This is a genomic window from Bacteroides sp. AF25-5LB (assembly GCF_003602965.1).
Classification (GTDB): Bacteria; Bacteroidota; Bacteroidia; order Bacteroidales; family Bacteroidaceae; genus Bacteroides; species Bacteroides uniformis.
This window is the reverse complement of sequence record NZ_QTMC01000003.1, coordinates 236580-262050: the sequence shown is the minus strand read 5'-3', so window position 1 is coordinate 262050 and position 25471 is coordinate 236580. Positions and strand designations below refer to the sequence as shown.

Annotated in this window: 28 protein-coding genes; 16 read left to right on the top strand and 12 right to left on the bottom strand. The window is 48.5% G+C overall.

What is annotated here, in order from left to right; all coding sequences use genetic code 11:
• Nucleotides 1-87: 87 nt before the first annotated feature.
• From argH to prmC, 5 genes are all read right to left on the bottom strand, one after another.
• On the bottom strand, nt 88-1428 hold the full coding sequence (gene argH, locus DWY57_RS05215; RefSeq protein WP_009037779.1) for an argininosuccinate lyase: 1341 nt from the start codon (nt 1426-1428) through the stop codon (nt 88-90).
• Between the two features lie 28 nt (nt 1429-1456).
• Nucleotides 1457-1867 carry an SRPBCC family protein gene (locus DWY57_RS05210; protein ID WP_119961424.1) on the bottom strand — a complete coding sequence of 137 codons (411 nt, stop codon included), beginning with the start codon at nt 1865-1867 and terminating at the stop codon, nt 1457-1459.
• Between the two features lie 93 nt (nt 1868-1960).
• Complete coding sequence (pyrE, locus tag DWY57_RS05205; RefSeq protein ID WP_117600275.1) at nt 1961-2599, bottom strand: orotate phosphoribosyltransferase; 639 nt, start codon at nt 2597-2599, stop codon at nt 1961-1963.
• 82 nt (nt 2600-2681) lie between these two features.
• On the bottom strand, nt 2682-3161 hold the full coding sequence (locus tag DWY57_RS05200) for a regulatory protein RecX (RefSeq protein WP_005825143.1): 480 nt from the start codon (nt 3159-3161) through the stop codon (nt 2682-2684).
• Nucleotides 3158-3994 (bottom strand): peptide chain release factor N(5)-glutamine methyltransferase, encoded by an 837-nt coding sequence (prmC, locus tag DWY57_RS05195; protein WP_117600274.1) that lies wholly within the window; start codon nt 3992-3994, stop codon nt 3158-3160. The genes DWY57_RS05200 and prmC overlap by 4 nt, the downstream gene beginning before the upstream one ends.
• A gap of 74 nt (nt 3995-4068) precedes the next feature.
• On the opposite strand from prmC, the gene ribD reads away from it, so the two are divergent.
• The 11 genes from ribD (at nt 4069) to DWY57_RS05140 (ending at nt 15900) form a co-directional block, all read left to right on the top strand.
• Nucleotides 4069-5124, top strand: coding sequence for a bifunctional diaminohydroxyphosphoribosylaminopyrimidine deaminase/5-amino-6-(5-phosphoribosylamino)uracil reductase RibD (ribD, locus tag DWY57_RS05190; RefSeq protein WP_016272515.1), 1056 nt, complete (start codon nt 4069-4071; stop codon nt 5122-5124).
• 134 nt (nt 5125-5258) lie between these two features.
• Nucleotides 5259-6623, top strand: a complete 1365-nt coding sequence (locus DWY57_RS05185; RefSeq protein ID WP_119961423.1) for a DUF6242 domain-containing protein — start codon at nt 5259-5261, stop codon at nt 6621-6623.
• Nucleotides 6624-6628: 5 nt separating this feature from the next.
• Complete coding sequence (locus tag DWY57_RS05180) at nt 6629-7363, top strand: isoprenyl transferase (protein WP_057258836.1); 735 nt, start codon at nt 6629-6631, stop codon at nt 7361-7363.
• A 52-nt stretch (nt 7364-7415) separates the two neighbouring features.
• A complete protein-coding gene (gene bamA, locus DWY57_RS05175) occupies nt 7416-10055 on the top strand; it encodes an outer membrane protein assembly factor BamA (RefSeq protein WP_016272514.1) in 2640 nt (879 codons plus the stop codon).
• 48 nt (nt 10056-10103) lie between these two features.
• Nucleotides 10104-10619, top strand: a complete 516-nt coding sequence (locus tag DWY57_RS05170; protein ID WP_005834752.1) for an OmpH family outer membrane protein — start codon at nt 10104-10106, stop codon at nt 10617-10619.
• 128 nt (nt 10620-10747) lie between these two features.
• Nucleotides 10748-11254 carry an OmpH family outer membrane protein gene (locus tag DWY57_RS05165; protein WP_005834750.1) on the top strand — a complete coding sequence of 169 codons (507 nt, stop codon included), beginning with the start codon at nt 10748-10750 and terminating at the stop codon, nt 11252-11254.
• A gap of 109 nt (nt 11255-11363) precedes the next feature.
• On the top strand, nt 11364-12203 hold the full coding sequence (murI, locus tag DWY57_RS05160; RefSeq protein WP_005825152.1) for a glutamate racemase: 840 nt from the start codon (nt 11364-11366) through the stop codon (nt 12201-12203).
• A gap of 75 nt (nt 12204-12278) precedes the next feature.
• Nucleotides 12279-12518 (top strand): DUF2007-related protein, encoded by a 240-nt coding sequence (locus DWY57_RS05155; protein WP_005825154.1) that lies wholly within the window; start codon nt 12279-12281, stop codon nt 12516-12518.
• Nucleotides 12508-13587 carry a glutamate 5-kinase gene (gene proB / locus DWY57_RS05150; protein WP_117600272.1) on the top strand — a complete coding sequence of 360 codons (1080 nt, stop codon included), beginning with the start codon at nt 12508-12510 and terminating at the stop codon, nt 13585-13587. The genes DWY57_RS05155 and proB overlap by 11 nt, the downstream gene beginning before the upstream one ends.
• A 67-nt stretch (nt 13588-13654) precedes the next feature.
• Nucleotides 13655-14902, top strand: coding sequence for a glutamate-5-semialdehyde dehydrogenase (locus DWY57_RS05145; RefSeq protein WP_117600271.1), 1248 nt, complete (start codon nt 13655-13657; stop codon nt 14900-14902).
• A 44-nt stretch (nt 14903-14946) separates the two neighbouring features.
• Nucleotides 14947-15900, top strand: a complete 954-nt coding sequence (locus DWY57_RS05140) for an acetylornithine carbamoyltransferase (RefSeq protein ID WP_087332252.1) — start codon at nt 14947-14949, stop codon at nt 15898-15900.
• Nucleotides 15901-16040: 140 nt separating this feature from the next.
• On the opposite strand, the gene DWY57_RS05135 is transcribed toward DWY57_RS05140, so the two are convergent.
• The 7 genes from DWY57_RS05135 to rpmH all read right to left on the bottom strand — a co-directional run bounded on the left by DWY57_RS05135 (nt 16041) and on the right by rpmH (nt 21364).
• Nucleotides 16041-16427: a rhodanese-like domain-containing protein gene (locus DWY57_RS05135; RefSeq protein ID WP_034529412.1), complete on the bottom strand. Its 387-nt coding sequence runs from the start codon at nt 16425-16427 to the stop codon at nt 16041-16043.
• Between the two features lie 13 nt (nt 16428-16440).
• On the bottom strand, nt 16441-17109 hold the full coding sequence (locus DWY57_RS05130; RefSeq protein WP_117600270.1) for a NigD-like C-terminal domain-containing protein: 669 nt from the start codon (nt 17107-17109) through the stop codon (nt 16441-16443).
• 4 nt (nt 17110-17113) lie between these two features.
• Nucleotides 17114-18271, bottom strand: coding sequence for a 1-acyl-sn-glycerol-3-phosphate acyltransferase (locus DWY57_RS05125; protein WP_117600269.1), 1158 nt, complete (start codon nt 18269-18271; stop codon nt 17114-17116).
• Nucleotides 18272-18283: 12 nt separating this feature from the next.
• Entirely contained in the window at nt 18284-19264 is a 981-nt protein-coding gene (locus DWY57_RS05120; RefSeq protein ID WP_117600268.1) for a D-alanine--D-alanine ligase, read from the bottom strand.
• The gene (locus DWY57_RS05115; protein WP_005834741.1) at nt 19261-20331 is read right to left on the bottom strand and encodes an RluA family pseudouridine synthase; all 1071 of its coding nucleotides are present in this window, start codon (nt 20329-20331) and stop codon (nt 19261-19263) included. Before DWY57_RS05115 ends, DWY57_RS05120 begins: the two co-directional genes overlap by 4 nt.
• Before the next feature lie 53 nt (nt 20332-20384).
• Entirely contained in the window at nt 20385-21032 is a 648-nt protein-coding gene (locus DWY57_RS05110; RefSeq protein WP_117600267.1) for a PASTA domain-containing protein, read from the bottom strand.
• Between the two features lie 170 nt (nt 21033-21202).
• Nucleotides 21203-21364, bottom strand: coding sequence for a 50S ribosomal protein L34 (gene rpmH / locus DWY57_RS05105; RefSeq protein ID WP_004292199.1), 162 nt, complete (start codon nt 21362-21364; stop codon nt 21203-21205).
• 194 nt (nt 21365-21558) lie between these two features.
• On the opposite strand from rpmH, the gene efp reads away from it, so the two are divergent.
• The 5 genes from efp (at nt 21559) to DWY57_RS05080 (ending at nt 25442) form a co-directional block, all read left to right on the top strand.
• Nucleotides 21559-22125: an elongation factor P gene (gene efp, locus DWY57_RS05100; protein WP_005825176.1), complete on the top strand. Its 567-nt coding sequence runs from the start codon at nt 21559-21561 to the stop codon at nt 22123-22125.
• A gap of 144 nt (nt 22126-22269) precedes the next feature.
• Nucleotides 22270-23259, top strand: coding sequence for a glycosyltransferase (locus tag DWY57_RS05095; RefSeq protein WP_117600266.1), 990 nt, complete (start codon nt 22270-22272; stop codon nt 23257-23259).
• Between the two features lie 31 nt (nt 23260-23290).
• Nucleotides 23291-23977: a DNA repair protein RadC gene (gene radC, locus DWY57_RS05090; RefSeq protein WP_119961422.1), complete on the top strand. Its 687-nt coding sequence runs from the start codon at nt 23291-23293 to the stop codon at nt 23975-23977.
• A 349-nt stretch (nt 23978-24326) separates the two neighbouring features.
• A complete protein-coding gene (locus DWY57_RS05085) occupies nt 24327-24638 on the top strand; it encodes an iron-sulfur cluster assembly protein (RefSeq protein ID WP_005824875.1) in 312 nt (103 codons plus the stop codon).
• Nucleotides 24639-24677: 39 nt separating this feature from the next.
• On the top strand, nt 24678-25442 hold the full coding sequence (locus DWY57_RS05080; protein ID WP_005824878.1) for a UDP-2,3-diacylglucosamine diphosphatase: 765 nt from the start codon (nt 24678-24680) through the stop codon (nt 25440-25442).
• The last annotated feature ends 29 nt before the right edge of the window (nt 25443-25471 follow it).

Below are 25471 nucleotides of genomic sequence, written 5' to 3'. Positions count from 1 at the left end.
GCAAAGATAAACAGTTTTCCCGTTTCTGCCAAATTTTTTTTTATAAAAGTACAGTACTCGCAGCGGGACTTGAACCCGCAGAACCTTTTACCTGCCCAGCAACTCTTTCTCTGCAGCTTGCATGGTCTCAAAATTGAAACCATCTACCACTTTCTGCATCAGGGCAGAGACTTCATCGTTGCAAAGGTTTCCGATACTGCCTTCATGGGTATGATGTACCTCTTTGCTGTGCGAGAAGTTTCCGGCTTCAATATCCAGTCCCACCTTCTTGTAGGCATCGCGGAAAGGCATCCCTTCACGTGCCAAGCGGTTGACTTCCTCCACACTGAAAATAAGCAGATACTTGTCATCATCAAGAATATGTTCGTTCACCTTGATTTCATTCATAATGTAAGTCGTCATCTGCAGACAGTCTTTCAGTTCCTGAAAAGCAGGCAGGAAGACCTCTTTGATAATCTGCAAGTCACGGAAATAGCCGGAAGGAAGATTGTTGGCTATCATCATAATCTGCTGGGGAAGGGATTGCAGTTTGTTGCACTTGGCACGCGTCAGTTCAAAGACGTCCGGGTTCTTCTTGTGAGGCATGATGCTGGAGCCGGTAGTGCAATCGTCCGGCAGCTTCACAAAACCGAAGTTCTGACTGTTGAACATACATGCGTCAAAAGCCAATTTCGATATGGTTCCGGCCACACTGGCAAGGGCGAAAGCTACATTACGCTCCATCTTGCCACGCCCCATCTGGGCATACACTACGTTGTAGTTGAGGGAATCAAATCCCAAAAGACGGGTAGTCATCGTACGGTTCAGCGGGAACGAGGAACCGTATCCCGCAGCAGAACCCAAAGGATTGCGGTTGCACATCTTGAAAGCTGCCTGAAGGAACATCATATCGTCCACCAGGCTCTCGGCGTATGCCCCAAACCAAAGTCCGAAAGAAGACGGCATGGCTATCTGCAAGTGTGTATAACCCGGCATCAGTACATCCTTGTAGCGTTCGCTCTGCATAACCAGCACATGGAACAATTGCTCCACAGCTTCCGCCACCTCCTTTATCTCTGCACGGGTAAAGAGCTTCAAATCGAGCAACACCTGGTCGTTGCGCGAACGTCCGCTGTGTATTTTCTTACCTATATCACCCAAGTTGCGCGTCAGCATAAGTTCCACTTGTGAGTGAACGTCTTCCACTCCCTCTTCTATCACAAATTCTCCACGCTCGGCCATCGCATAGATTTCCTTCAATTCGGCCAGCAATTGCCGCAGTTCTTCCTTCGTCAACAAGCCAATGCTTTCGAGCATCGTGATGTGCGCCATGGAACCCAGCACATCGTGCTTTGCCAAATAAAGGTCCATTTCACGGTCACGGCCTACCGTGAAGCGTTCGATATCCTTATTTACCTGAACGGATTTTTCCCAAAGTTTCTGAGCCACGTTGTTTCTAATGATTAATGGTTAGTGATTAATATTGTATCATCGCCAACATATCTGCCATCTTCTCCAATCCTTCCTGCAAGGGTTTCTGCACCATGATCTTCATAAACGGATTTATATCCATGCCGATGGTCAGTTTCATTTTACATTCGGTTTCGGTGACGGGTACAATCTGTATCCACAGATTGAAGGGCAGCGGTGAAGTGGTTGTTGCAAACTTGATACACTTGCAAGGTTCCTTCTCCACAATCTGCAACGTAATCTTTCCTACGGGAGCCACCTCTATCGTCATGCTCTCCGCATCAAAACTCAAGTTCTTCACTTTGTCTTCAGGCAAACGGTCTTTCACCTTCTCCAGATTGCTCAAGTCGGAAAGCTTTTCATAAACAGCTTCTTGTGAAGCCGGTACAACTTTCACTCCACTCTCAAATTTCGTCATAATCAATCGTATTCAAAAAGAAAAAAGAACTATCCGGACAGAATCTATCCGAATGGCTCTTTTATCCATATTAACATTTTTACAAATAAGTTCTTATTTACCAGATTCCCAATGTGCAGGGTCTTTACGCCATTCATTCAGAGTCTCCACATCTTCTTCCTCGATATAGCCCGTACGCAGTGCCACTTCCATCACAGCCTCGTAATTGGTCAGCGTCACCAAAGGCACCTTGGCATCCTTGAAAGCCTTTTCGGCAACCGGGAAACCATAAGTATAGGCAGCCACCATACCGATGACCTCACATCCGTCACGGCGGATAGCTTCTACAGCCTTTAAACTGCTTCCACCCGTAGAAATCAAATCTTCCACGACTACCACCTTCATACTGGGACGAAGTTCACCTTCAATCAAATTCTCCAGTCCATGGTCTTTCGGAGTGGAGCGTACATATACAAACGGCAAGTTCAATGCATCGGCCACCAAGGCACCTTGCGGGATAGCTCCCGTTGCCACACCGGCAATGGCATCCACTTGTCCGAAACGTTCCAAAATCAGACGCGTAATTTCAATCTTTACGAAATTACGGAGAGAAGGATAAGAAAGGGTTTTGCGGTTATCACAATAAAACGGAGACTTCCATCCGGATGCCCAAGTGAACGGGTTAGCCGGTTGTAGTTTAATCGCTTTTATCTTCAGCAACTTCTCTGCAAACAATCTTTCTAAAGTTTTCATAGCAAAACTAATCTATATATGATAAATATGGCACAAAAATACGGAAACAGAATGAGAATAAAAAAGAGAAAGCCGATAATTTTCATTCGGAGTAGTCATTTTCCTCAGAAACCTCTATGCAACGACATATATCCTTCATTTCGAACCCCCTGCTCAAGGCAAAACGCACCAGTTTGCCATTCAACTCATACTCACTTTCGGCACGGACGCTTTTACGCTTTGCCGCCAGCAGTTTCTGCAAGACGGCGTGGTATTCCTCCTCATCAATCTCGTTCAAATAGGGCCAATAGACAGATGAAGATATCTTTTTCAACTGGAGCGCCTGCCCTATCTTCATCTTGCCCCATTTGGCAAAACGGTATTTGTCGTTGATGAAAGCACGGCAGAAGCGCTCTTCATCAATGTACTTCTCTTGTTCCAAACGGTTGATGATACGGTCTATGGCATCATAGGCAATGCCCCAGCGTTGCAGTTTCTCCGCAATCTCCGCCCGGCAATGCTCGGCAGTGGAGCAATATGCCGCCACTCTGTTCAAAGCTTCAGTTTCAGTTATTTCTATCATCGTTCTGCAATTACGTACCGGTCGTTGCCGGAAATATCTTTTCGGATACGGACATTCGTATAGCCTTGCTTGCGAAGCATCGAAGCGACAGCCTCTCCAAATGCCCGGTTGATTTCAAAATAGAGTCGGCCGCCGGCCGTCAGCATGCTCCGTCCCAGTTCACCTATACGCCGATAGAAACGGAGCGGGTCGCTATCTGGAACAAACAAAGCCCGTGAGGGTTCCCAGTTCAAGACGTTTGGTTCCATATCCCGCTTTTCTGTTTCCGTAACATAAGGCGGATTACTGACGATTACATCAAAACATTCACCCTCAACCGGTTGATACGTCAGGACATCACGCTGTACAAATAGCACGGAGGCCTGCAAAAGGTGGTTATTGTCGTCGGCTATGGCAAGAGCTTCTCCGGAAATGTCCCAAGCTGTTACTTCCGCCTCCGGCAACTCCTTAGACAAAGTGACGGCAATACACCCGCTTCCGGTGCCAATGTCGAGAATACGGGAAACCGGAGCGACTTCCTTCAGCATCCTCTCCACCAGTTCTTCCGTTTCGGGACGGGGAATAAGCACCCCCGGAGCCACCCGAAAAGTACGCCCCAGGAAACGGGAAGTACCCTGCACATACTGTATGGGCTCAAAATTGCACAGACGGGAAAGAATGCTTTCCAATTCCCTTTCATCGTTTGGAGATAAAATCATATCTTTGCCCAGGTAATAGTCAATATTACCCTGACCAAACATTTCACAGCAGACAATACGGGAAAGATTGGCCGCCTCCCGGGGAGGGTAGCATTCCTGCAAAGCACTGCGGATATGTGAAACGGTTACATTCATTCGGGGTCCGGTTTTATTCGGGCTGCAAAAGTAATCATTAATTTTGATTATTCAACCAAAAGGTAAGCAAGGATATGAATTCAGAAGAAGAGAAATACATGCTGCGATGTATCCAACTGGCACAAAACGGGCTATGCAATGCAGCACCCAACCCGATGGTGGGGGCGGTAATAGTATGTGACGGGAAAATCATAGGCGAGGGATACCATGTGCGCTGTGGAGAAGCCCACGCCGAGGTCAACGCCATCCGTTCCGTGAAAGACACGTCCCTGCTGAAACGTTCCACCATCTATGTCAGCCTGGAACCGTGTTCGCACTATGGCAAAACTCCTCCTTGTGCAGACCTCATCATCGAGAAGCAGATTCCACGTATCGTCATCGGGTGCCGGGACCCTTTTTCTAAGGTTGCGGGCCGGGGCATACAGAAACTGAAGGATGCCGGACGTGAAGTTATTGTCGGAGTGCTGGAAACAGAATGTCGGCAGCTCATCCGCAGGTTCATCACTTTCCATACTTTGCGACGCCCCTACATCACCCTAAAATGGGCGGAATCTTCTGACAGATATATCGATTACTCCCGCACGGACGGTAAACCGGTTATCCTCTCCAGCCTGCTGACTTCGATGCTGGTACACAAGAAACGGGCAGAGCACAGCGCCATATTAGTAGGTACCCGTACGGCTGAGCTGGACAATCCCGGCCTGAATGTCCGCCATTGGTATGGTCGTTCACCGGTACGTATCGTGCTGGACCGGCAACAAAAGCTATCCCCCAACCTTCACCTATTTGACGGTAGCGTGCCGACCCTCGTTTTTACAGAAGCCCCGCACGCTCCGCTACCGAATGTAGAGTATCTGCCAGTCAGCGACTACCGGCGGAATGTACTCCCCGAAATCATGGAAACGCTGTATACACGCGGATTACAATCCCTTTTGGTAGAGGGTGGCAGCCAAACTCTCCAATCCTTCATCGCTGCCGGATTGTGGGACGAAATCTTTGTGGAAGAAACTCCGTACCTTCTTCATTCCGGCGTCAAAGCACCCGAAATCAGTGACGGATATCCATTTGCAACAGAGCATTCTTTCGGCAGGAGTTTTCGCCATTATACTGCCTCAAGAAACAGTCAATAGCCTCATTTCAGGGCTTTTTTATCGAGAAAAAGGGGGATATTATCTATAATTTTATATAAAACTTCCCCGTAAAGCTGTTTATAGAAAAAAATGTTCCTATTTTTGCAACTTGTAAATAAACACTAACTTTCAAAATGAGAATAAAGTTTCTATCAGTAATTGTGAGTTTTCTTATTGTGTCATTTGCTCTAAGTTCATGCCTTGACTCTGACGACAATTATGAATTCAGCTCCGATGCTACTATACATGCTTTTGGTATCGATACCATACATGGCAAACATTACAAATTTACAATTGACCAGCTCAATAGACTCATCTATAACAGAGACTCATTGCCTGTAGGTTCAGACACCATCATTGACCGTATTCTGATTGATACTATGACCGTTACCGGTTGGATAACTTCAGGCTCGCCTACCGACACGGTATTCGTCATATCGGACTCCGTGGATTTGAGACCCGCCATGAACAACGATGCCGGCATGCTGTTCAAAGCACATGCCGCCGACGGCGTTACAGTCCGCGAATATAAACTGAAAGTTAATGTACATCTGCAAGACCCGGACTCACTCGTTTGGACAGACATGCAGAAAAGAGGAAATGTATTCTCCAATACCATCAATTCAGGTCAGCAAAAAGCGGTTGTACTGGGAGACGAACTATTTGTCTACACTTCCAACACTACTGCTTACAAGACATCGACTGCGCCCGATAAATACAACTGGAGCAAAGTCAATGTCAGCAACCTCCCCTCAGACGTAAAGCTGACATCTGCCGTAGAGTATAACAGTGCGCTTTATATGGTTACAGAAAGCAAAAGAGTATTCAGTTCCACCAACGGCGCCGCCTGGACAGAAGTCACTACATTGGGAGACAATGTTATAGTCCTCATCAATGGTTTCTCCGACCGGCTCTCGGGTATTGTGGAAATCAACGGAAAGCAATATTTCAACATCTGTAAAGACGGAAAGAATTGGGAAGCGGAAAACACTGCTGACAACCTTATCCTTGAAGAAGTCCCGGCAGGATTCCCTACCGAAAACATATCCACCACCCAGACCAGCACCGGCAATGGTGTAGAGAAGGTGGTTCTGGCAGGAATGCCGCTAGCCAACGAAAAAGAGACAACACCTTGGTTCTCATTGGACGGCAAAGGTTGGGCAAGCTTGGCCAACACCATGTATGACACATATTGTCCCGGCATGGACAACCCAGCCATCATGTACTATGGCGGCATGTTCTATTGCTTTGGAGGGGAACTTGACGCTATCTACAGTTCCATCACCGGCATTGCATGGAGCAAGACAGAAACCAAATTCCTGTTACCCCAGGAATTCAAAGGAAAAGGCGCGTACTCCATTATAGTGGAACCGACAAAAGACAAAACTGTGGCCCCGGCAGACAAACGGGACTTCATTTGGGTAATATTCGGCGGTAACGGCACCAAAAATGAAGTATGGCGCGGACGTCTTAACAGATTGGGCTTCGAAATACAATAATAATGATGTCATATAAGGAAGAAATCGATCTAAACCGGATACCCCAGCACGTGGCGATTATCATGGACGGTAACGGACGGTGGGCCAAGCAGCGTGGGCACGAACGCAGCTATGGACATCAGGCCGGCGCAGAGACTGTGCACGTCATTGCAGAGGAAGCCGCTAAATTAGGAGTCAGATACCTTACTTTATATACGTTCTCTACCGAGAACTGGAATCGTCCGTCGGACGAGGTAGCTGCCTTGATGGGGCTGCTCTTCGACTCCATAGAGGAAGAGACGTTCATGAAGAACAATATCAGTTTCCGAGTAATAGGAGATATTGAAAAACTGCCTGCCAACGTACAGCAACGGCTCAACACTTGCGTGGCACACACCTCCCACAACACGGGAATGTGCCTGGTGCTGGCATTGAGCTACTCTTCCCGCTGGGAAATAACGGAGGCTGCCCGGCAAATAGCCGGTTTGGTACAGAAAGGTGAGTTGAAACCCGAACAAATCGACAGTGAGCTCATATCCCGTCATCTGACGACCCACTTCATGCCCGACCCCGACCTGCTGATACGTACCGGAGGAGAGCTCCGCCTCAGTAACTACATGCTCTGGCAATGCGCCTATTCGGAACTTTATTTCTGTGATACCTATTGGCCCGACTTCCGTGAAGAAGAACTACGCAAAGCCATATGTGACTATCAGAAACGCGAACGCAGGTTCGGCAAGACCAGCGAGCAAATCAATTAATCACCGGACACACAAATAGTAAATAGTAAATTGTAAAATAGTAAATAAAAAGATGCACTATCGTATTTTCTCCATACTCGTAACGTTTGTCTGCCTTTTCGGCTGCGCACTGACAACAGCAGCACAGGACGTAAACAACACCGATGAAACCGAAAAGCCGGTTATACTCTATTCGGGAACCCCCAAGAAGTATGAAATAGCCGACATTAAGGTCGAAGGAGCCCAGAACTATGAAGATTATGTAATTGTCGGATTGTCCGGACTATCCAAAGGGCAGACTATCACCGTGCCGGGTGACGAGATTACACAAGCTTGTAAGCGCTACTGGCGCCACGGTCTGTTCTCTGACGTGGAAATTACAGCAGACAAGATTGAAGGCGACCAAATTTGGCTGACCATTCATCTGACCATGCGTCCGCGTGTTTCCGACATACGCTACAACGGTGTGAAGAAGTCGGAGCGTGAAGACCTGGAAAGCAGAATCGGCATGATAAAGGGCGGTCAGATTACACCTAACCTGGTGGACCGCGCTAAGACCCTGATAAAGCGCTACTTTGACGACAAGGGCTTCAAGAATGCAGATGTAATCATCACCCAACGTGATGATCCGGAAAAGAAGAATGAAGTGATTGTCAACATCGACATCGACAAGAAGGAGAAAGTGAAAGTACATCAAATCACCATTGTAGGCAACGAGGCCCTCACGACCAAGAAGCTGAAGCGTGTGATGAAGAAAACAAACGAAAAGGGCAAGCTGCTCAATCTGTTCCGCACCAAGAAATTCATTGAGGACAACTACGAAGCGGACAAACAACTGATTATCGACAAATACAACGAACTGGGTTATCGTGACGCCATCATCGTGACAGACAGTATCAAGCCCTACGATGACCGCACGGTAGACATCTTCATGCAGATTGAGGAAGGACAGAAATACTACCTCCGCAATGTAACCTGGGTAGGTAACACACTGTATCCTTCCGAACAACTGAACTTCCTCCTCCAGATGAAGAAGGGTGACGTCTACAACCAAAAGTTACTTGAAGAACGTACAATGACCGATGACGATGCCATCGGTAACCTTTACTACAACAACGGTTATCTGTTCTACAGCCTCGAACCGGTGGAAGTAAACATCGTGGGCGACTCCATCGACCTGGAAATGCGTATCTACGAAGGCCGCCAGGCTACCATCAATAAAGTCAGCATCAACGGTAACGACCGTTTGTATGAAAACGTAGTACGCCGTGAACTCCGCACCCGTCCGGGCGAACTCTTCAGCCGTGAAGACCTGATGCGTTCCATGCGTGAAATCCAGCAGATGGGACACTTCGACCCCGAACAAATCCAACCCGACATCCAGCCGAGACCGGAAGACGGCACGGTAGACATCGGTTATGACCTTGTATCCAAAGCCAACGACCAGGTAGAGTTCTCCGCCGGTTGGGGACAAACGGGTATTATCGGTAAGTTAAGTCTGAAGTTCACCAACTTCTCTCTGTCCAACCTGCTGCATCCGGGTGAGAACTACCGCGGTATCCTCCCGCAAGGTGACGGTCAGACATTGACCATCAGCGGCCAGACCAATGCCAAATACTATCAGTCATACAGCGTTTCATTCTACGACCCGTGGTTTGGCGGTAAACGCCCGAATGCATTCTCCGTATCGGCTTTCTATTCCCGCCAGACCGACATCAGTAGCCGTTATTACAATTCGGCCTACATGAACAGCTATTACAACAGCTATTATAGTGGTATGTATGGCTACGGTATGTACAACTACGGCAATTACAACAACTACGAGAACTATTACGACCCGGACAAATCTATCCAGATGTATGGTCTTGCAGTGATGTTCGGTAAGCGCTTGAAGTGGCCGGATGACTATTTCCAATTCACAGCCGAGTTGTCTTACCAACGCTATGTTCTGAGTGACTGGCAGTACTTCCCGGTTACCAACGGTAAGTGTAATAACCTCAGCCTCAACTTGACCTTGTCCCGTAGCTCTATCGACAACCCGATTTATCCGCGCCAAGGTTCCGAGTTCTCGTTGTCTGCACAAATCACACCGCCTTTCTCTCTGTTCGACGGTACCGATTACAGCAAGTACAGCACCAGCAGCCAGGAAGACATGAACAAGATGCACAAGTGGATTGAATACCACAAGTGGAAATTCAAATCCAAAATCTATATCCCGTTAATGGATCCGATTACCGTTAAACGTACTCCGGTATTGATGGGACGTGTAGAATTCGGTTTGCTGGGACATTACAATAAATACAAAAAGTCTCCGTTCGAAACGTTTGACGTGGGTGGTGACGGTATGACCGGCTACTCCAGCTATGCTACAGAAAGTATCGCACTTCGTGGTTATGAGAACAGTTCATTGACTCCATACGGTTCTGAAGGTTATGCCTATACACGTCTCGGACTGGAATTAAGATATCCTTTGATGCTCGAAACAAGTACCAGTATTTATGCGTTAACGTTTGTGGAAGCCGGTAATGCATGGCATGATGTCAACAAGTTCAACCCGTTCGAGTTGAAACGTTCAGCCGGTGTCGGTGTCCGTATCTTCCTCCCGATGATTGGTATGATGGGGATTGACTGGGCTTACGGTTTCGACAAAATAATGGGTTCCTCGCAATATGGCGGTAGCCAGTTCCACTTCATCCTGGGACAAGAATTCTAAGCAATGGACGATAGACAATTATCCATCGTCAATTAAATAAATATCGTTATGAAGAAGAGTTTATTGATCCTTTTTACGCTGTTTGCAGTAAGTATAACAGCCGGTGCACAGAAGTTCGCCTTGATTGACATGGAATATATCCTGAAAAATATTCCTGCTTACGAACGTGCCAATGAACAACTGGAACAAGCCTCCAGACAATGGCAGAGTGAAGTCGAAAAGATTTCCGAAGAAGCCAAGACTCTGTACAAGAACTATCAGTCTCAGATTGCTTCCCTTTCTGAAACACAAAGAGGCAAAAAGGAAGAAGAGATTGTCGCTAAAGAGAAATCGGCAGCCGAGCTACGCCGCAAATACTTCGGTCCGGAAGGCGAACTGTATAAAAAACGTGAAAGTCTGATGCAACCCATTCAAGATGAAATATACAATGCTGTAAAGGAAATTGCTACACAGAACGGATATGCGGTAGTTGTAGACCGTGCTTCCGCATCAAGTATCATTTTTGCCTCGCCAAGTATTGACGTCAGCAATGAAGTACTTGCAAAACTGGGATATTCAAATTAATTTCATACATTTGTTTCAGAATATAGACTGCATTCAAGATTAAAAATAAGCTTGCTTATTTTGTATTGCGTTCAGTTTGCGCTATATTTGCCCCCGACGAATAATCATTCAAATAAATAATAAACATTATGCTTAAAAAAATCGCACTACTCGTAGTTATGTTCGCCCTCCCGCTGGGAGCTATGGCGCAAGCTAAATTCGCTCACATGAATTCTCAAGATGTAATCGCTGTTATGCCTGAATTTACCAAAGCCCAAGCTGACTTGGACGCCATGTCTAAAAAATACCAGGATGAAATGCAGCGTACCAACGAAGAATTCCAAAAGAAGTACCAAGAATTCCTGGCACAAGCCGACTCTCTGCCGAAAAACATTGCAGAAAGACGTCAGAAAGAGCTGCAGGATATGGCTCAACGTCAGGAACAGTTCCAACAAGAAGCTTATCAAAGTATGCAGAAAGCACAGCAAGATGCTATGGCTCCCATCTATAAGAAACTGGACGAAGCCATCCAAGCTGTCGGCAAAACTGAAGGTGTTGTCTACATTTTCGACTTAGCCCGTACCCCGATACCATTCGTAGGAGCACAGAGCGTTGATGTAACTGCCAAAGTCAAAACGCAATTGGGCATTAAATAATAGAATTATTTATGATAAAGCAAGCGCGGATAGTTTTATCCGCGCTTATTTTTTATACATTACTGAGAAATTTGAATTATCTTTGCATGGTACATAGCCTTTAGAACGCATGAAACAGACATTACCTTCTGCAGCCGGTCCCATCGGAATATTCGATTCCGGATATGGCGGACTGACCATCCTAAGCAAGATACGGGAAGCCCTTCCCCAATATGACTACATTTACCTGGGCGACAACGCACGTGCGCCTTACGGGACCCGCTCATTCGAGATTGTCTATGAGTTCACCTTGCAGGCAGTCACCAAACTGTTCGAGATGGGATGCCATCTCGTCATCCTGGCATGCAATACAGCTTCGGCAAAAGCCCTGCGCAACATACAAATGAATGATTTGCCCCGCCTCGACCCAATGCGTCGTGTGTTGGGAGTAATCCGCCCAACCGTAGAATGCATAGGGAACATAACCCAAAGCCGCCATGTGGGAGTGCTTGCCACAGCAGGAACCATCAAGTCTGAATCCTATCCGCTGGAAGTGCATAAACTCTTCCCCGACATCAAAGTGAGCGGTGAAGCCTGCCCTCTATGGGTATCCCTCGTAGAAAACAACGAGGCACAAGGTGAGGGTACCGACTACTTCATACGCAAGAACATCGGCAACCTGCTGGCCAAAGACACACAGATAGATACCGTCATTCTAGGCTGCACGCACTTCCCGCTGCTGCTGCCCAAGATACAGCAATACATGCCCGACGGCATCACGACCGTCACCCAAGGGGAACTGGTGGCAGACAGTCTGAAAGACTATCTTCACCGTCATCCGGAAATGGACAAAAAATGTACCAAAGGTGGAAGATGCGTCTACCGCACCACGGAATCGGAGGAGAAATTCACAGAATCGGCTTCTACTTTCCTGAATGAATCGATAAGAGTTGAGAGGATTGAACTATAAATCCGTCAGCATTAAACATTAAAACAAAAACATTTGTTATATTTGTAAGACAGAAACCTCTAAATTCTTACCATCATGAAAGAAGAAGATAAAAGCAAACTCGTTGAGGTGTTCACCGGTTCACCGTGGGAAGCAGAACTTGTAAAGAGCCTGCTGGGAAATAGTGATATTGAAGCTGTAACAAAAGACGGAATGGTAGTAAACGTTGTACTGCCTGCCACTGCGGTAGATGTTTCCGTTCTCGTCAATGAGAAGGACTACGAAGCCGCCATGGAAGTAGTCCGTGAATACGAAAAGAGAGAAAATGGAGATTGATTTCAATAGAATTGCTGTCAAGGTAGGCAGCAATGTTTTGACACGTCGTGACGGCACTCTCGACGTCACCCGCATGTCCGCTTTGGTGGACCAGATAGCCGAGTTGCACAAGGCCGGCATAGAAATAATACTTGTTTCTTCCGGAGCCGTTGCTTCGGGACGTAGCGAAGTGCGCCCCACCAAGAAGTTGGACAGCGTAGACCAGCGCCAGCTCTTTTCCGCTGTAGGGCAGGCCAAGCTCATCAACCGTTACTACGAACTGTTCCGGGAGCATGGAATCCCCGTGGGACAAGTGCTCACAATGAAAGAGAACTTTTCCACCCGCCGCCATTACCTCAACCAGAAAAACTGTATGACCGTAATGCTGGAGAACGGAGTCATTCCCATTGTCAATGAAAACGACACCATCTCCGTGAGCGAACTGATGTTCACCGACAACGACGAGCTGTCCGGCCTGATAGCCTCCATGATGGATGCCCAGGCACTAATCATTCTCAGCAATATAGACGGCATCTACAACGGTTCACCCGCCGACCCGGAGTCTCAGGTCATCCGTGAAATAGAACAAGGCAAAGACCTCTCCTCCTACATACAAACTTCCAAGTCCAGCTTCGGACGCGGCGGCATGCTGACAAAAACCAACATTGCCCGCAAAGTGGCGGATGAGGGCATCACAGTAATCATAGCCAATGGGAAGCGGGACAACATCCTCGTGAAAATAATGAAGAATGAAGAATTAAACTATACCCGTTTCATTCCATCTCCGGAACCGGTATCGAGCATCAAGAAATGGATTGCACACAGCGAAGGGTTTGCCAAAGGGGAACTGCACATCAATCATTGTGCCACCGAACTGCTCTTCTCGGACAAAGCAGTAAGCATCCTACCGGTAGGTATCACTGACGTTATAGGCGAGTTCGAGAAGGACGACATCGTACGGATTATCGACTTCTGCGGTAAACCCATCGGTGTGGGAAAAGCCAACTGTGACTCCAGCCAGGCACGGGAAACGATGGGAAAACATGGAAAGAAACCCGTAGTGCACTACGACTACCTATATATAGAATAAGCCACAGACGGATACTATCCCACGATATATATACTTGCATATTTATCACTCTATATTCAATAAAAAAATGAACTTAAACAAAACTTTTGTCGCCGTACAAGATGCCAGCCGTAACATGTTAGCGTTGAGCGACAAAGAAATCAATCAAATATTACTGGCTGTTGCAGACGCTGCCATAAACAAAACAGACTTCATTCTGAGTGAAAACCAGAAGGATTTGGAGCGTATGCCTTCTACCGACCCTAAATACGACCGCCTGAAACTGACAAAAAGCCGTTTGCAGGACATCGCTGCGGACATCCGCAACGTAGCTGCCCTCCCTTCTCCTCTGGGAAAAGTCCTTAAAGAGAACGTATTACCCAACGGATTGAAGATAAAAAGGGTCAGTGTACCTTTCGGCGTCATAGGCATTATCTACGAAGCCCGTCCCAACGTCAGTTTCGATGTCTTCTCACTCTGCCTTAAAAGCGGCAATGCCTGTATTCTGAAAGGCGGAAGCGATGCAGACTATTCCAACCGTGCCATAATCAGCGTGATACACGAGGTACTGGAGCATTTCAACGTAGATACACATATCGTGGAACTGCTTCCTGCCGACAGAGAAGCGACTGCCGAACTACTGCATGCCAACGATTATGTAGATTTGATAATTCCGCGCGGCAGCAGCAGCCTAATAAATTTCGTACGCCAGAATGCCACAGTACCGGTTATAGAGACCGGTGCCGGCGTATGCCATGCGTTCTTCGACCGCTATGGCGATATAAGCATAGGTCCATCCATCATTGCCAATGCAAAGACACGCCGGGTCAGTGTATGCAACGCTTTGGATTGCCTGATTATCGAAGCCGACAGCCTGGCTGATTTGCCCGACCTATGCCTGCCGCTGCAATCAAGCAATGTAGAGATATTTGCCGATGAACCCGCCTACCACAGTCTGCGTGACAAATATCCCGTCGAGCTGTTGAGACTTGCCACTGAAGACTGCTACGGCAGAGAGTTCCTGGACTACAAGATGGCCATTAAAACCGTGAATTCTTTCCAGGAAGCATTGGCACATATCCGGAAGTACGGTTCCAAACATAGCGAATGCATCATTACGGACGACAAGACACGTGCCGAATGGTTCTGCCGGGAAGTGGACGCCGCTTGTGTATACGTCAATGCACCGACCTCTTTCACCGACGGCGCACAATTCGGACTCGGTGCCGAGATCGGCATCAGCACACAGAAGCTGCACGCCCGCGGTCCGATGGCTCTGGAAGAAATCACCACATACAAATGGATTGTCGAAGGTTCCGGACAGACTAGACCTTGACAGCCGAATAACAAAGATATAGATACACTAAAAAGACTGTAAATATGAAGAACTTTACTTGCGTGCAGGACATCGGTAACCTGAAGTCTGCACTGGACGAAGCATTCGAGATTAAAAAAGACCGTTTCAAATATGTGGAACTGGGACGTAACAAAACGTTGATGATGATTTTCTTCAACTCCAGCCTGCGCACCCGCCTCAGTACACAGAAGGCGGCATTGAATCTGGGCATGAACGTAATTGTACTGGACATCAACCAGGGAGCCTGGAAACTGGAGACAGAGCGTGGTGTCATCATGGACGGTGACAAACCGGAACACTTACTGGAAGCCATTCCCGTGATGGGCTGCTATTGCGACGTCATCGGCGTACGTTCTTTTGCACGTTTCGAAAGTAAGGAAGACGATTACAACGAAGTGATACTGGAGCAGTTCATCAAGCACTCCGGCCGGCCGGTATTCTCGATGGAGGCTGCCACACGTCATCCGTTGCAGAGTTTTGCCGACCTGATTACGATTGAGGAATACAAGAAGACGGAACGCCCCAAAGTAGTGATGACATGGGCTCCACATCCGCGTCCATTGCCCCAGGCTGTCCCCAACTCCTTTGCCGAGTGGATGAATGCAACTGATTATGACTTCGTGATTACACATCCCGAAGGTTATGAGCTCGACCCCAAGTTCGTAGGAAATGCCCGCGTAGAATATGACCAGATGAAAGCTTTTGAAGGGGCCGATTTTGTCTATGCCAAGAACTGGGCTGCCTATACGGGCGACAACTATGGACAAATATTGAGCAAAGACCGCGCCTGGACAGTAGGCGAGCGCCAGATGGCCGTTACCAACAATGCCTACTTCATGCACTGCCTGCCGGTTCGACGCAACATGATTGTGACGGATGATGTGATAGAAAGCCCGCAGTCCATCGTAATCCCCGAAGCGGCCAACCGGGAGATTTCAGCAACAGTGGTGCTGAAGAGACTGCTTGAAAGCCTCTAACCAGAGGACAAGACTACTTTATTCTTTTTAGGCGCGGATTACGCGGAAAACGCGGATTCTTTTCTCAAATTTTTCCGTGAAATCCGCGTAATCCGCGCCTAAAAAGAAATTATAGCAAATGCATTTCAGCTGCACCGCTATTACTTTTCCACTTCCTTGCCCGCTTCTTCCCAACCGATGAAACCTTTGTCAAGGTCATAGATTATATATCCTTTTTTGCTCAGTATGGCAGCGGCCTTTTTACTACGCTTACCACTACGACAATATACTGCAACCGGTTTGTCCTTCTGCAGAGTGGAGTCGGCCATCGTTTCAAACGACTCATCCAATACATTAATATTGATACTGTGGGGCACGTGTCCTTCCGAGTATTCGGCAACAGTACGCACATCCAGAAGCTGCACCTCCGGATTGGCTATCAATGTGGAAAAGTCATCTACCGAAACAGACTTGAACTGTCCCTCCTTCTGCTGGCAGGAAAAGAGGGTGGTAAAAACGAGGCAAAAGCCCGCGAACAATGTCTTCATCGAATATTTCATTTTAGTCAGGGTTATAAACAAAATCGTAAGTCTTGATGTCACCGGAATAAGTGTGCACACTGAAATGAACCATAACCTTCTGTATACCCTCTGCCGCATACTGCCGCAAAGGTACGGAAGCGTAGGCACGCCTGGTATAAGACACCACCTCCTCCTTTGCGTCATGATACAGCGTCAGATATACTTCACTACACCCGGTGGCAGTATCCACAATCACTTCATCCTCAATAAAATGGAACTTATGTTCACCATTCTCCTTGACTATCAGTGTCATATTGAGATAGTCGAGTCCCATCCAGATACCCAGTACATCAGTAGGGTCTGTCCTGACGCCCTCCTCGAACTTGTCAGCCGTTTGGGGAGCGACAGAAAGAACACCGCTCAAGGCATACAGCACCGCACCGGCAGTTCCATCGGCAGTTACCTCCGAAGCATAATTACTGATGACACGTACCGAGGCGTTTGCCTCTATGTTCGTCTTTGTCTTGTCCTCCACTACCGGCAAGGTTTCCCCTTCATCTGTCACAACAGACTGCAGATAGCCGTCAGCCCCCGAAAAGACAGTTAGGAACTCCAGCTTCACGGAAGGATAATGATAATCATCATCGCCACAACCAGTCAACAGACAGGCCAACAAAGGCAAAAGCCACCAATCACAGTACTTCTTCATGTATTCATTCTTTTATAGCCGCCAGATAATTCTTCAACGGGTTGGCATACATCAGCAGCATTTTTCCGCGCAGGAAGTCCACGTCCTTATTAGGAATGGAGATACGCTCCAACTGTTGTTCTATATAGGCCGTGAAGCGCTGCTTATCCCCGGCAGTGTAATGGTCGGAAAAATCCTCCTTCCCCTCGAGAAGGTCGTGCGCCACATAATTATTGGGATACATCCGGTAGCTGGCATGAATGCGTTTGTCTATCAGTGCAGACATGCGTGCAAAGAGTTCGGGCTTCGGAAGCGAGCGGTCTATCTTCGCCAATTCATCATTCATGCAGGCACCCGTCTGGAAATGTACCCGCCCTTTATAGCCAAACAGTCCGGTCTGCATATTCAGCAAGTCGTCAGCCGTCGTTTTCTTATAGCCTTCAATGTCCCGTTTCAGTTGGAACTCCTGCGCTTTCAGGAAGTCGCAAGGGTCGTATTCATAGGAAATGGCAAGCGGAGCTATGTTCATTTCCATCAAGCGGTCAATGACGTCGCCTTCACCGCCTATTGCCAGCATCTTCAGCACACTGTCCTGCGTGCGGTCGTTGGAGTCCTTGGCACGCCCTTCGCGTTGTGCAATCCAGATAGACTGTTTCTTCTCACTGATGGTATAGTGCATATAGCGGGACATGCGTGCGGAAGCCTCCAGCATCTGGCGCATGGTCAATGCACGTTGCACGATGAAGGACTTATTGACACGCACGAATTTCTTAATCCACGGATAGACAAGCAGGTTGTCGCCAATGGCTATCTCCACCGTATCCATACCCTGATCTACCAAAAGAATGGACAAGAAACCGGAATCGAGAATAATGTCGCGATGGTTGGAGATATAGGTATACGCCGCCGACTTGTCTGCCGGCAGCGCGGTATAGTCCAAAGTCAATCCATCCGTAGCCTCCTTCGCCAGCTTCCACAGAAGCCCATAGCAGAAGGTCTTCTGAAATTCCAGTTTGGTTTTACACGCGCGCATTTTCTGCGACCAGACTTCAAAAGGTACACCAGGCATCACTGTATCCACTGCCTGTCGGAACGCCGCATCGGCAATCAGTTCCTCATAGACTTGAGGAAGTTCCTCATCATGATAAGGACGGATTTCATCAAATTCCACGTTCGCATTCATAATGAATAATGATTAATCCTTAAACTTGTTTTCTATAATATCTGTCATTACATCCTTCATCTCCATTCCGGCAGCACGAACCTGCTGGGGAATAAAGCTGGTGGCAGTCATTCCGGGGGTGGTATTCACCTCCAGCAGATTGATTTTTTCCCCTTCAGTAATGATATAGTCCACACGGATAATGCCGTAGGCCCCAAGTATATCATAAATGGCAGAAGTCAGCGTCTGCACCCGGCGGGTCAAATCGTCCGAGATGCGGGCGGGAGTAATCTCGTCAGACGCACCATTATACTTAGCTTCATAATCGAAGTACTCGTTGTGGCTCACCACCTCCGTAATGGGGAACACTACGGACTTGTCTTTTGTTTTGTAACAGCCGCAGGTAATCTCGGTTCCGTCCATAAAGGCCTCCACCAGTACTTCCTGCGCTTCCGCAAATGCCTTGGCTATGGCAGGTTGTATCTGCTCTTTCGCCGTCACCTTGGTCACGCCGAAGCTGGAACCTCCCAAGCTGGGCTTAATGAAGCAAGGCAGACCGATTTTCTCCATCACATCTTCATCCGTTACCGACTGTCCGTCGCGCAGCAACAACGATTCGGCAATGCGCACACCGAAACCTTTCAGATACTGGTTGCAGGCAAACTTATCGTACGTGAGCGACGCTGCCAGTACTCCGCAACACGAATAAGGGATATGGAGCATATCAAAATAGCCCTGCAGACGGCCGTCCTCACCCGGAGTTCCGTGGATGGTAATATAGGCAAAGTCGAATGTCACTTTCTCGCCATCCAGCACGAAGCTGAAGTCATTGCGGTCTACCGGAGCCTTAGCGCCGTCGGGCAGCTGTACATGCCAGTCCAGTCCGTGCATTTCTACAATATATAAGGTATACTTCTCCTTGTCGATGAAGGAGTAAATCCCCTGTGCACTACGCAGGGAGACGTGGAATTCGGAGGTATCTCCTCCGGCTACAATAGCAATCGTGCGTTTCATTCTAATTCTCTGTTACTGATATAGCCTCTCCATTTGTCTATCAGCCGGGTCATGTCATCGGGCAATTCCGAAGTGAAGTACATTTCTTCTCCGGTGACGGGATGCACAAACCCCAACGTCATGGCATGCAATGCCTGCCGCGGACAAGTGTCGAAGCAGTTGTTTACAAATTGTTTGTATTTAGCGAAGTGGGTTCCTTTCAGGATTTCGTGTCCACCGTAACGTTCGTCGTTGAAAAGTATGTGTCCGATATGCTTCATGTGCACACGGATTTGATGGGTGCGTCCCGTTTCAAGGATACATTCCACCAGTGTGACGTATCCCAAACGTTCGAGCACCCGGTAATGGGTGACGGCATGCTTTCCCTGGTCGTCGGGGAGGACGGTCATCTGCATGCGATCCCTGGGATTACGACCGATATTGCCGACAACGGTCCCTTCATCCTGCTCTACATTTCCCCAGACCAGCGCCCGGTAACGGCGTTTTGTCGTCTTGTTGAAGAACTGGTTGCCGAGATTCGTCTTGGCATCCGGAGTCTTGGCTATCACCAGCAGGCCGGAGGTGTCCTTGTCGATGCGGTGCACCAGTCCCACATGCGGGTCATTGGCATCATAATCGGGATTATCCTTCATATGCCAGGCTATGGCGTTGACAAGCGTACCGTGATAGTTGCCATGACCGGGGTGCACCACCAGACCGGCAGGTTTGTTCACTACCATCAGATACTTGTCCTCATATACTATATCAAGGGGGATGTCTTCGGGGATGACTTCATTCTCATAGCGTGGACGGTCCATCATCACAGTGATTACATCCATCGGCTTCACCTTATAGCTGCTTTTCACAGCCTTGCCGTTCGCCATTACGAAGCCTGCATCGGCAGCCTTCTGGATGCGATTGCGCGAAGAGTTCGTCAAGCGGTCGAACAGATACTTGTCCACCCGCATCATCTCCTGCCCCTTGTCCACCACCACACGGAAGTGTTCATAGAGTTGCGCCTCGTCACCCACCGGCTCTACGTCGTCCAGCTCATCATTATCTATATCATCCGGCAATTCTTCTATCATCACGGCATTTACAATTTGACTATTTACAATTTACGATTGGAGTCAGATGTTTATCAGAACCAGGACTCATCTGCCGCGGAGTCTTCGGACAACACGGGTTCAACGGTACCTCCCACAGAATCCACTCCCAGGGAGTCTGCCTTCAAGGCGCCTCCATCTCCCACCATCAGCGTCAGCACTGCGCCGGTGGGCACTTTCTCGCCGATGGAAAGCTGACGCCCCTTATACTTCACGCCATACACCCAGTCCTTCTCACCCGGAATATACTGTATCTCGGCCAGCTTGAAGCCCGAAGCCAGAATACGCGCTTCCGCCTGCCGCAGCGAACTGTTGTCCGCCACATCGGGCACTATGTGCAGAGGGACTTCAATCGTATTGATTGTAAGATAGATGGTACGTCCTTCCTTTACCTTTTGTCCGGCTGCCGGATTATATTCGAGGATGCAGCCGGCAGGAAGAGTCTTGACATAACTGGAATCCGAAACGATGCAGACCAAGCCGCGGTTACGGAACATTTTCTCGGCTTCCTCCACTCCCATGCCCTTCACATCGGGCACTATCACAGCCTCGCCGTGGCGGGTATATATATCCAGTCCTTTCAGCACTCCGAACAGCAATCCCACTACCACAACGGCCATCGCAAGGATGTTCGCCCAGAAGAACCGGTTCTGCCGGAAAGAGAAAAAATCTTTTATTGTCATAATCGATAATGCATTATTTGGGACAAAGATACAATTTTCACCACATAGTACACGGAGTTGGCAATAGTTTTTTCCGGAGAAGCGGGCACAATACATAAGAAAAGCTGCAAAAGACCAGAATCAGTCTTTTGCAGCTCCCTTATTTCTTTAATACGAACGAGAACGGCCTATTATGCCTTTACTCCGTTGTATTCGTCAGAAACAGTCAGTTTCTTTCTGCCTTTAGCACGACGTGCTGCCAATACTCTGCGGCCGTTTGCTGTAGCCATTCTCTCACGGAAACCGTGTTTGTTCTTTCTCTTTCTGTTCGAGGGTTGAAATGTTCTTTTCATTACTGTATCTTGTTTTATGTTATTATTCTCACGAATTCGGGCTGCAAAAATAGATACTTTTTTCAAATAAACCAAGAGATAACTCATTTTCTCTCAAAAGTTTTTGTGTTTTTTACCGATTTCCATTACTTTTGCACTCGCAAACCAGCACTAACGAAGTAAATACCAATATAATAATATTAAAGACTATAAGTATGATTAATGCCCAAGACATTAAAATCGGAACTTGCATCCGTATGGACGGCAAGCTGTATTTCTGTATCGACTTCCTGCATGTAAAGCCGGGAAAAGGTAATACTTTCATGCGCACCAAGCTGAAAGACGTGGTGAACGGTTACGTTCTGGAACGCCGTTTCAACATCGGTGAGAAACTGGAAGACGTACGTGTAGAACGTCGTCCCCACCAATATCTCTATCATGACGGTGACAACTACCAATTCATGAACCAGGAGACTTTTGACCAAATTCCCATCGCCCACGACCTCATCAACGGTGTTGACTTCCTGCTCGAAGGAATGATAGTAGACGTGGTATCAGACGCTTCTACAGAAACCGTACTCTATGCTGATGTGCCCATCAAGGTTCAGCAGAAGATTACCTATACGGAGCCGGGACTGAAAGGCGACACAGCCACCAACACGCTGAAGCCCGCTACGGTAGAATCAGGTGCAACGGTCCGCGTTCCTTTGTTCATCAACGAAGGCGAGACTATCGAAATCGATACGCGCGACGGTTCTTACGTAAGCCGCGTAAAAGCATAAGCCCTTTTGGAAGTCAGGCAAATGCCCTTTTCATATCATCCCCGGTGCTCCACTTGGCATCCGGGGATTTTTTTTCCATTTATTCATCTGCAAAGCTTAAATGATATATCTTTGCGGAGACAACCAAAACATAAAGCCATACCCATGAGATACTCCGTCATCATCCCCGTATACAACCGCCCCGATGAGGTGGATGAACTGCTGCAAAGCCTGACACAGCAAAGTTTCAAGGATTTTGAAGTGATTGTGGTGGAGGACGGCTCCTCCATCCCCTGCAAGCCGGTCACAGAGAAGTATCAGGAACTATTGGACGTGCATTATTATGACAAGCCCAACTCCGGCCCCGGGCAGACCCGTAACTACGGGGCGGAACGAAGCAAGGGCGAATACCTGATAATACTGGATTCGGACTGCATCCTGCCCGAAGGTTATTTCCTTGCTGTGGAAGAAGAGCTGCAGCACAAAGCCGTCGATGCCTTCGGAGGCCCCGACCGCGCGCACGAATCATTCACAAACATACAGAAAGCCATCAACTACTCCATGACCTCCTTCTTCACCACCGGCGGTATCCGTGGGGGGAAGAAGAAGATGGACAAGTTCTATCCGCGTAGCTTCAACATGGGTGTGCGGCAGGAAGTGTACCAAGCCCTGGGCGGATTCTCGCGGATGCGCTTCGGGGAGGACATCGACTTCAGCATCCGAATCTTCAAGGGAGGATATACATGCCGGCTGTTCCCCGGTGCCTGGGTATACCACAAGCGACGGACAGACTTCCGAAAATTCTTCAAGCAGGTACACAATTCCGGGATTGCCCGCATCAATCTGTACAAGAAGTATCCGGAATCGCTGAAGCTCGTCCACCTGCTGCCGGCTGCATTTACCCTGGGAGTGGCCATATTCCTGCTGGGAACGCCCTTCTGCCCGTACAGCCTGCTGCCCATCACTCTTTATGCGCTTCTGGTATGCATGGGCTCCACTATCCGGAACCGTAGCCTCAGCATCGGACTCTACTCCGTTGCCGCCTCCTTCATCCAGCTCATCGGATACGGGACGGGGTTCCTGCGCGCCTGGTGGAACCGCTGCATACTTGGCAAGGACGAGTTCGAGGCGTTCAAAAAGAACTTTTACAAATAAGGAGGATTAGAGGTTAAGGATTAGGGATGATATGGAGAAACTGAATATCAACCAGTGGGCTGCAGAGGACCGCCCGCGGGAAAAGATGATGCAGAAAGGGGCGGAAGCCTTGAGCGATGCCGAACTGCTAGCCATCCTCATCGGCTCCGGCAATACGGAAGAAACCGCCGTGACACTGATGCAGCGCATACTCGCCGCCTACGGCAACGACCTCAACCGCCTGGGCAAATGGGAGGTGCGGGACTTCTCCCGATTCAAAGGCATGGGCCCCGCCAAAAGCATCACCGTCATGGCATCCCTGGAACTGGGCAAACGCCGCAAGCTGCAGGAACGCTCCGGACGTACCGCCATCCGCTCTTCCGCCGACATCTACGAGCTGTTCCATCCCCTGCTCTGCGACCTTGCCACAGAAGAATTCTGGGTACTGCTTATGAACCACGCCGCCAAAGTGATAGACAAGGTACGCATCAGCCGCGGCGGCATCGACCAGACCACCGCCGACGTGCGCAGTATCCTGCGCGAAGCCCTGCTGCAACGCGCCACACAGATAGCCCTTATCCACAACCATCCCTCCGGCAACCCGCACCCCAGCAACGACGACCAGCGGCTGACGGAACTCGTGAGGAAAGCCGCCCAAACCATGAACATACACCTGACCGACCACGTCATCGTCACGGACGGAAGCCATTACAGCTTCAACGACGAAGGATTGCTATAAATAATCCAAGTTACGGACATACTATACGAAAGACAAAAGCGGTCATAACACTAACTATCAGCACATTGTATTTACCTGCTATTTACCAGCCAATGTAAAAGCCGTTACCGCGGTATGTAAAAGCCGTTACCCTATATTGTAACGCCCTTTACCCCATATTGTAAAGACCTTTACCGCCTATTGTAAAAGGAGTTTCCCCAGGGGTAAAGGGAGTTCCCCCAGAGGGTGAAGCGTGTTTCCCCACCGTCAAACCCTTTCTGAAGTAATGAAAAGGAGGGCGTTCCTTTGCATTTTCAATTAAATTCCATAGCTTTGTTCTTTGAAAACCTATATATAAAACCCTACGAATATGACCAAATTTGAAATAGAAGAGAAAATAGTCTCCATGCTCAAGACCGTATTTGACCCGGAAATACCGGTAAATGTATACGACCTGGGACTGATTTACAAAATAGACGTCTCCGACCAGGGAGAAGCCTCCATCGACATGACGCTGACTGCCCCCAACTGTCCGGCAGCCGACTTCATCATGGAAGATGTGCGCCAGAAGGTGGAATCCATCGACGGCGTAACCTCCGCCACCATCAATCTCGTTTTCGAACCCGAGTGGGACAAGGACATGATGAGCGAAGAAGCGAAACTGGAACTGGGATTCCTTTAAATCAGTTGAAAGTTCAAAGTTGAAAATGGAAAGTTGAAAATGAAGAATGTATATTTCCTCTCGGATGCTCACCTGGGCTCACGAGCCATCGAACACGGACGAACCCAAGAACGGAGGCTGGTCAACTTCTTGGACAGCATCAAGCACAAGGCATCGGCCGTATACCTGCTGGGAGATATGTTCGACTTCTGGTACGAATTCCGTACCGTAGTGCCCAAAGGATACACCCGCTTTCTGGGCAAGCTGTCCGAACTGACCGACCTGGGAGTAGAAGTCCACTTTTTCACGGGAAACCATGACCTTTGGTGCGGCGACTATCTGACCAAGGAGTGCGGCGTCATGATACACCGCGAACCGCTGACCACCGAAATCTTCGGAAAAGAGTTCTACCTTGCCCACGGTGACGGGCTAGGCGACCCGGACAAGAAGTTCAAGATGCTGCGCGCCATGTTCCGCAGCCGTACCCTACAGACGCTGTTCTCTGCCCTGCACCCCCGCTGGAGCATGGAGCTGGGACTGAACTGGGCCAAGCACAGCCGCTTGAAACGCATAGACGGGAAAGAACCCGCATACATGGGAGAAAACAACGAATACCTGGTGCTCTACACCAAGGAATACCTGAAAAGCCATCCCAACATCAACTACTTCATCTACGGTCACCGCCACATCGAACTGGACCTGATGCTGAGCAGTACCGCCCGCATCCTCATCCTCGGCGACTGGATAAACTACTTCTCGTACGCCGTCTTTGACGGCGAGAACCTCTTCCTTGAGAATTTTGTGGAGGGAGAGACGAAGCTATAACCCGCATTTCCAAACTGTTAACCATCATA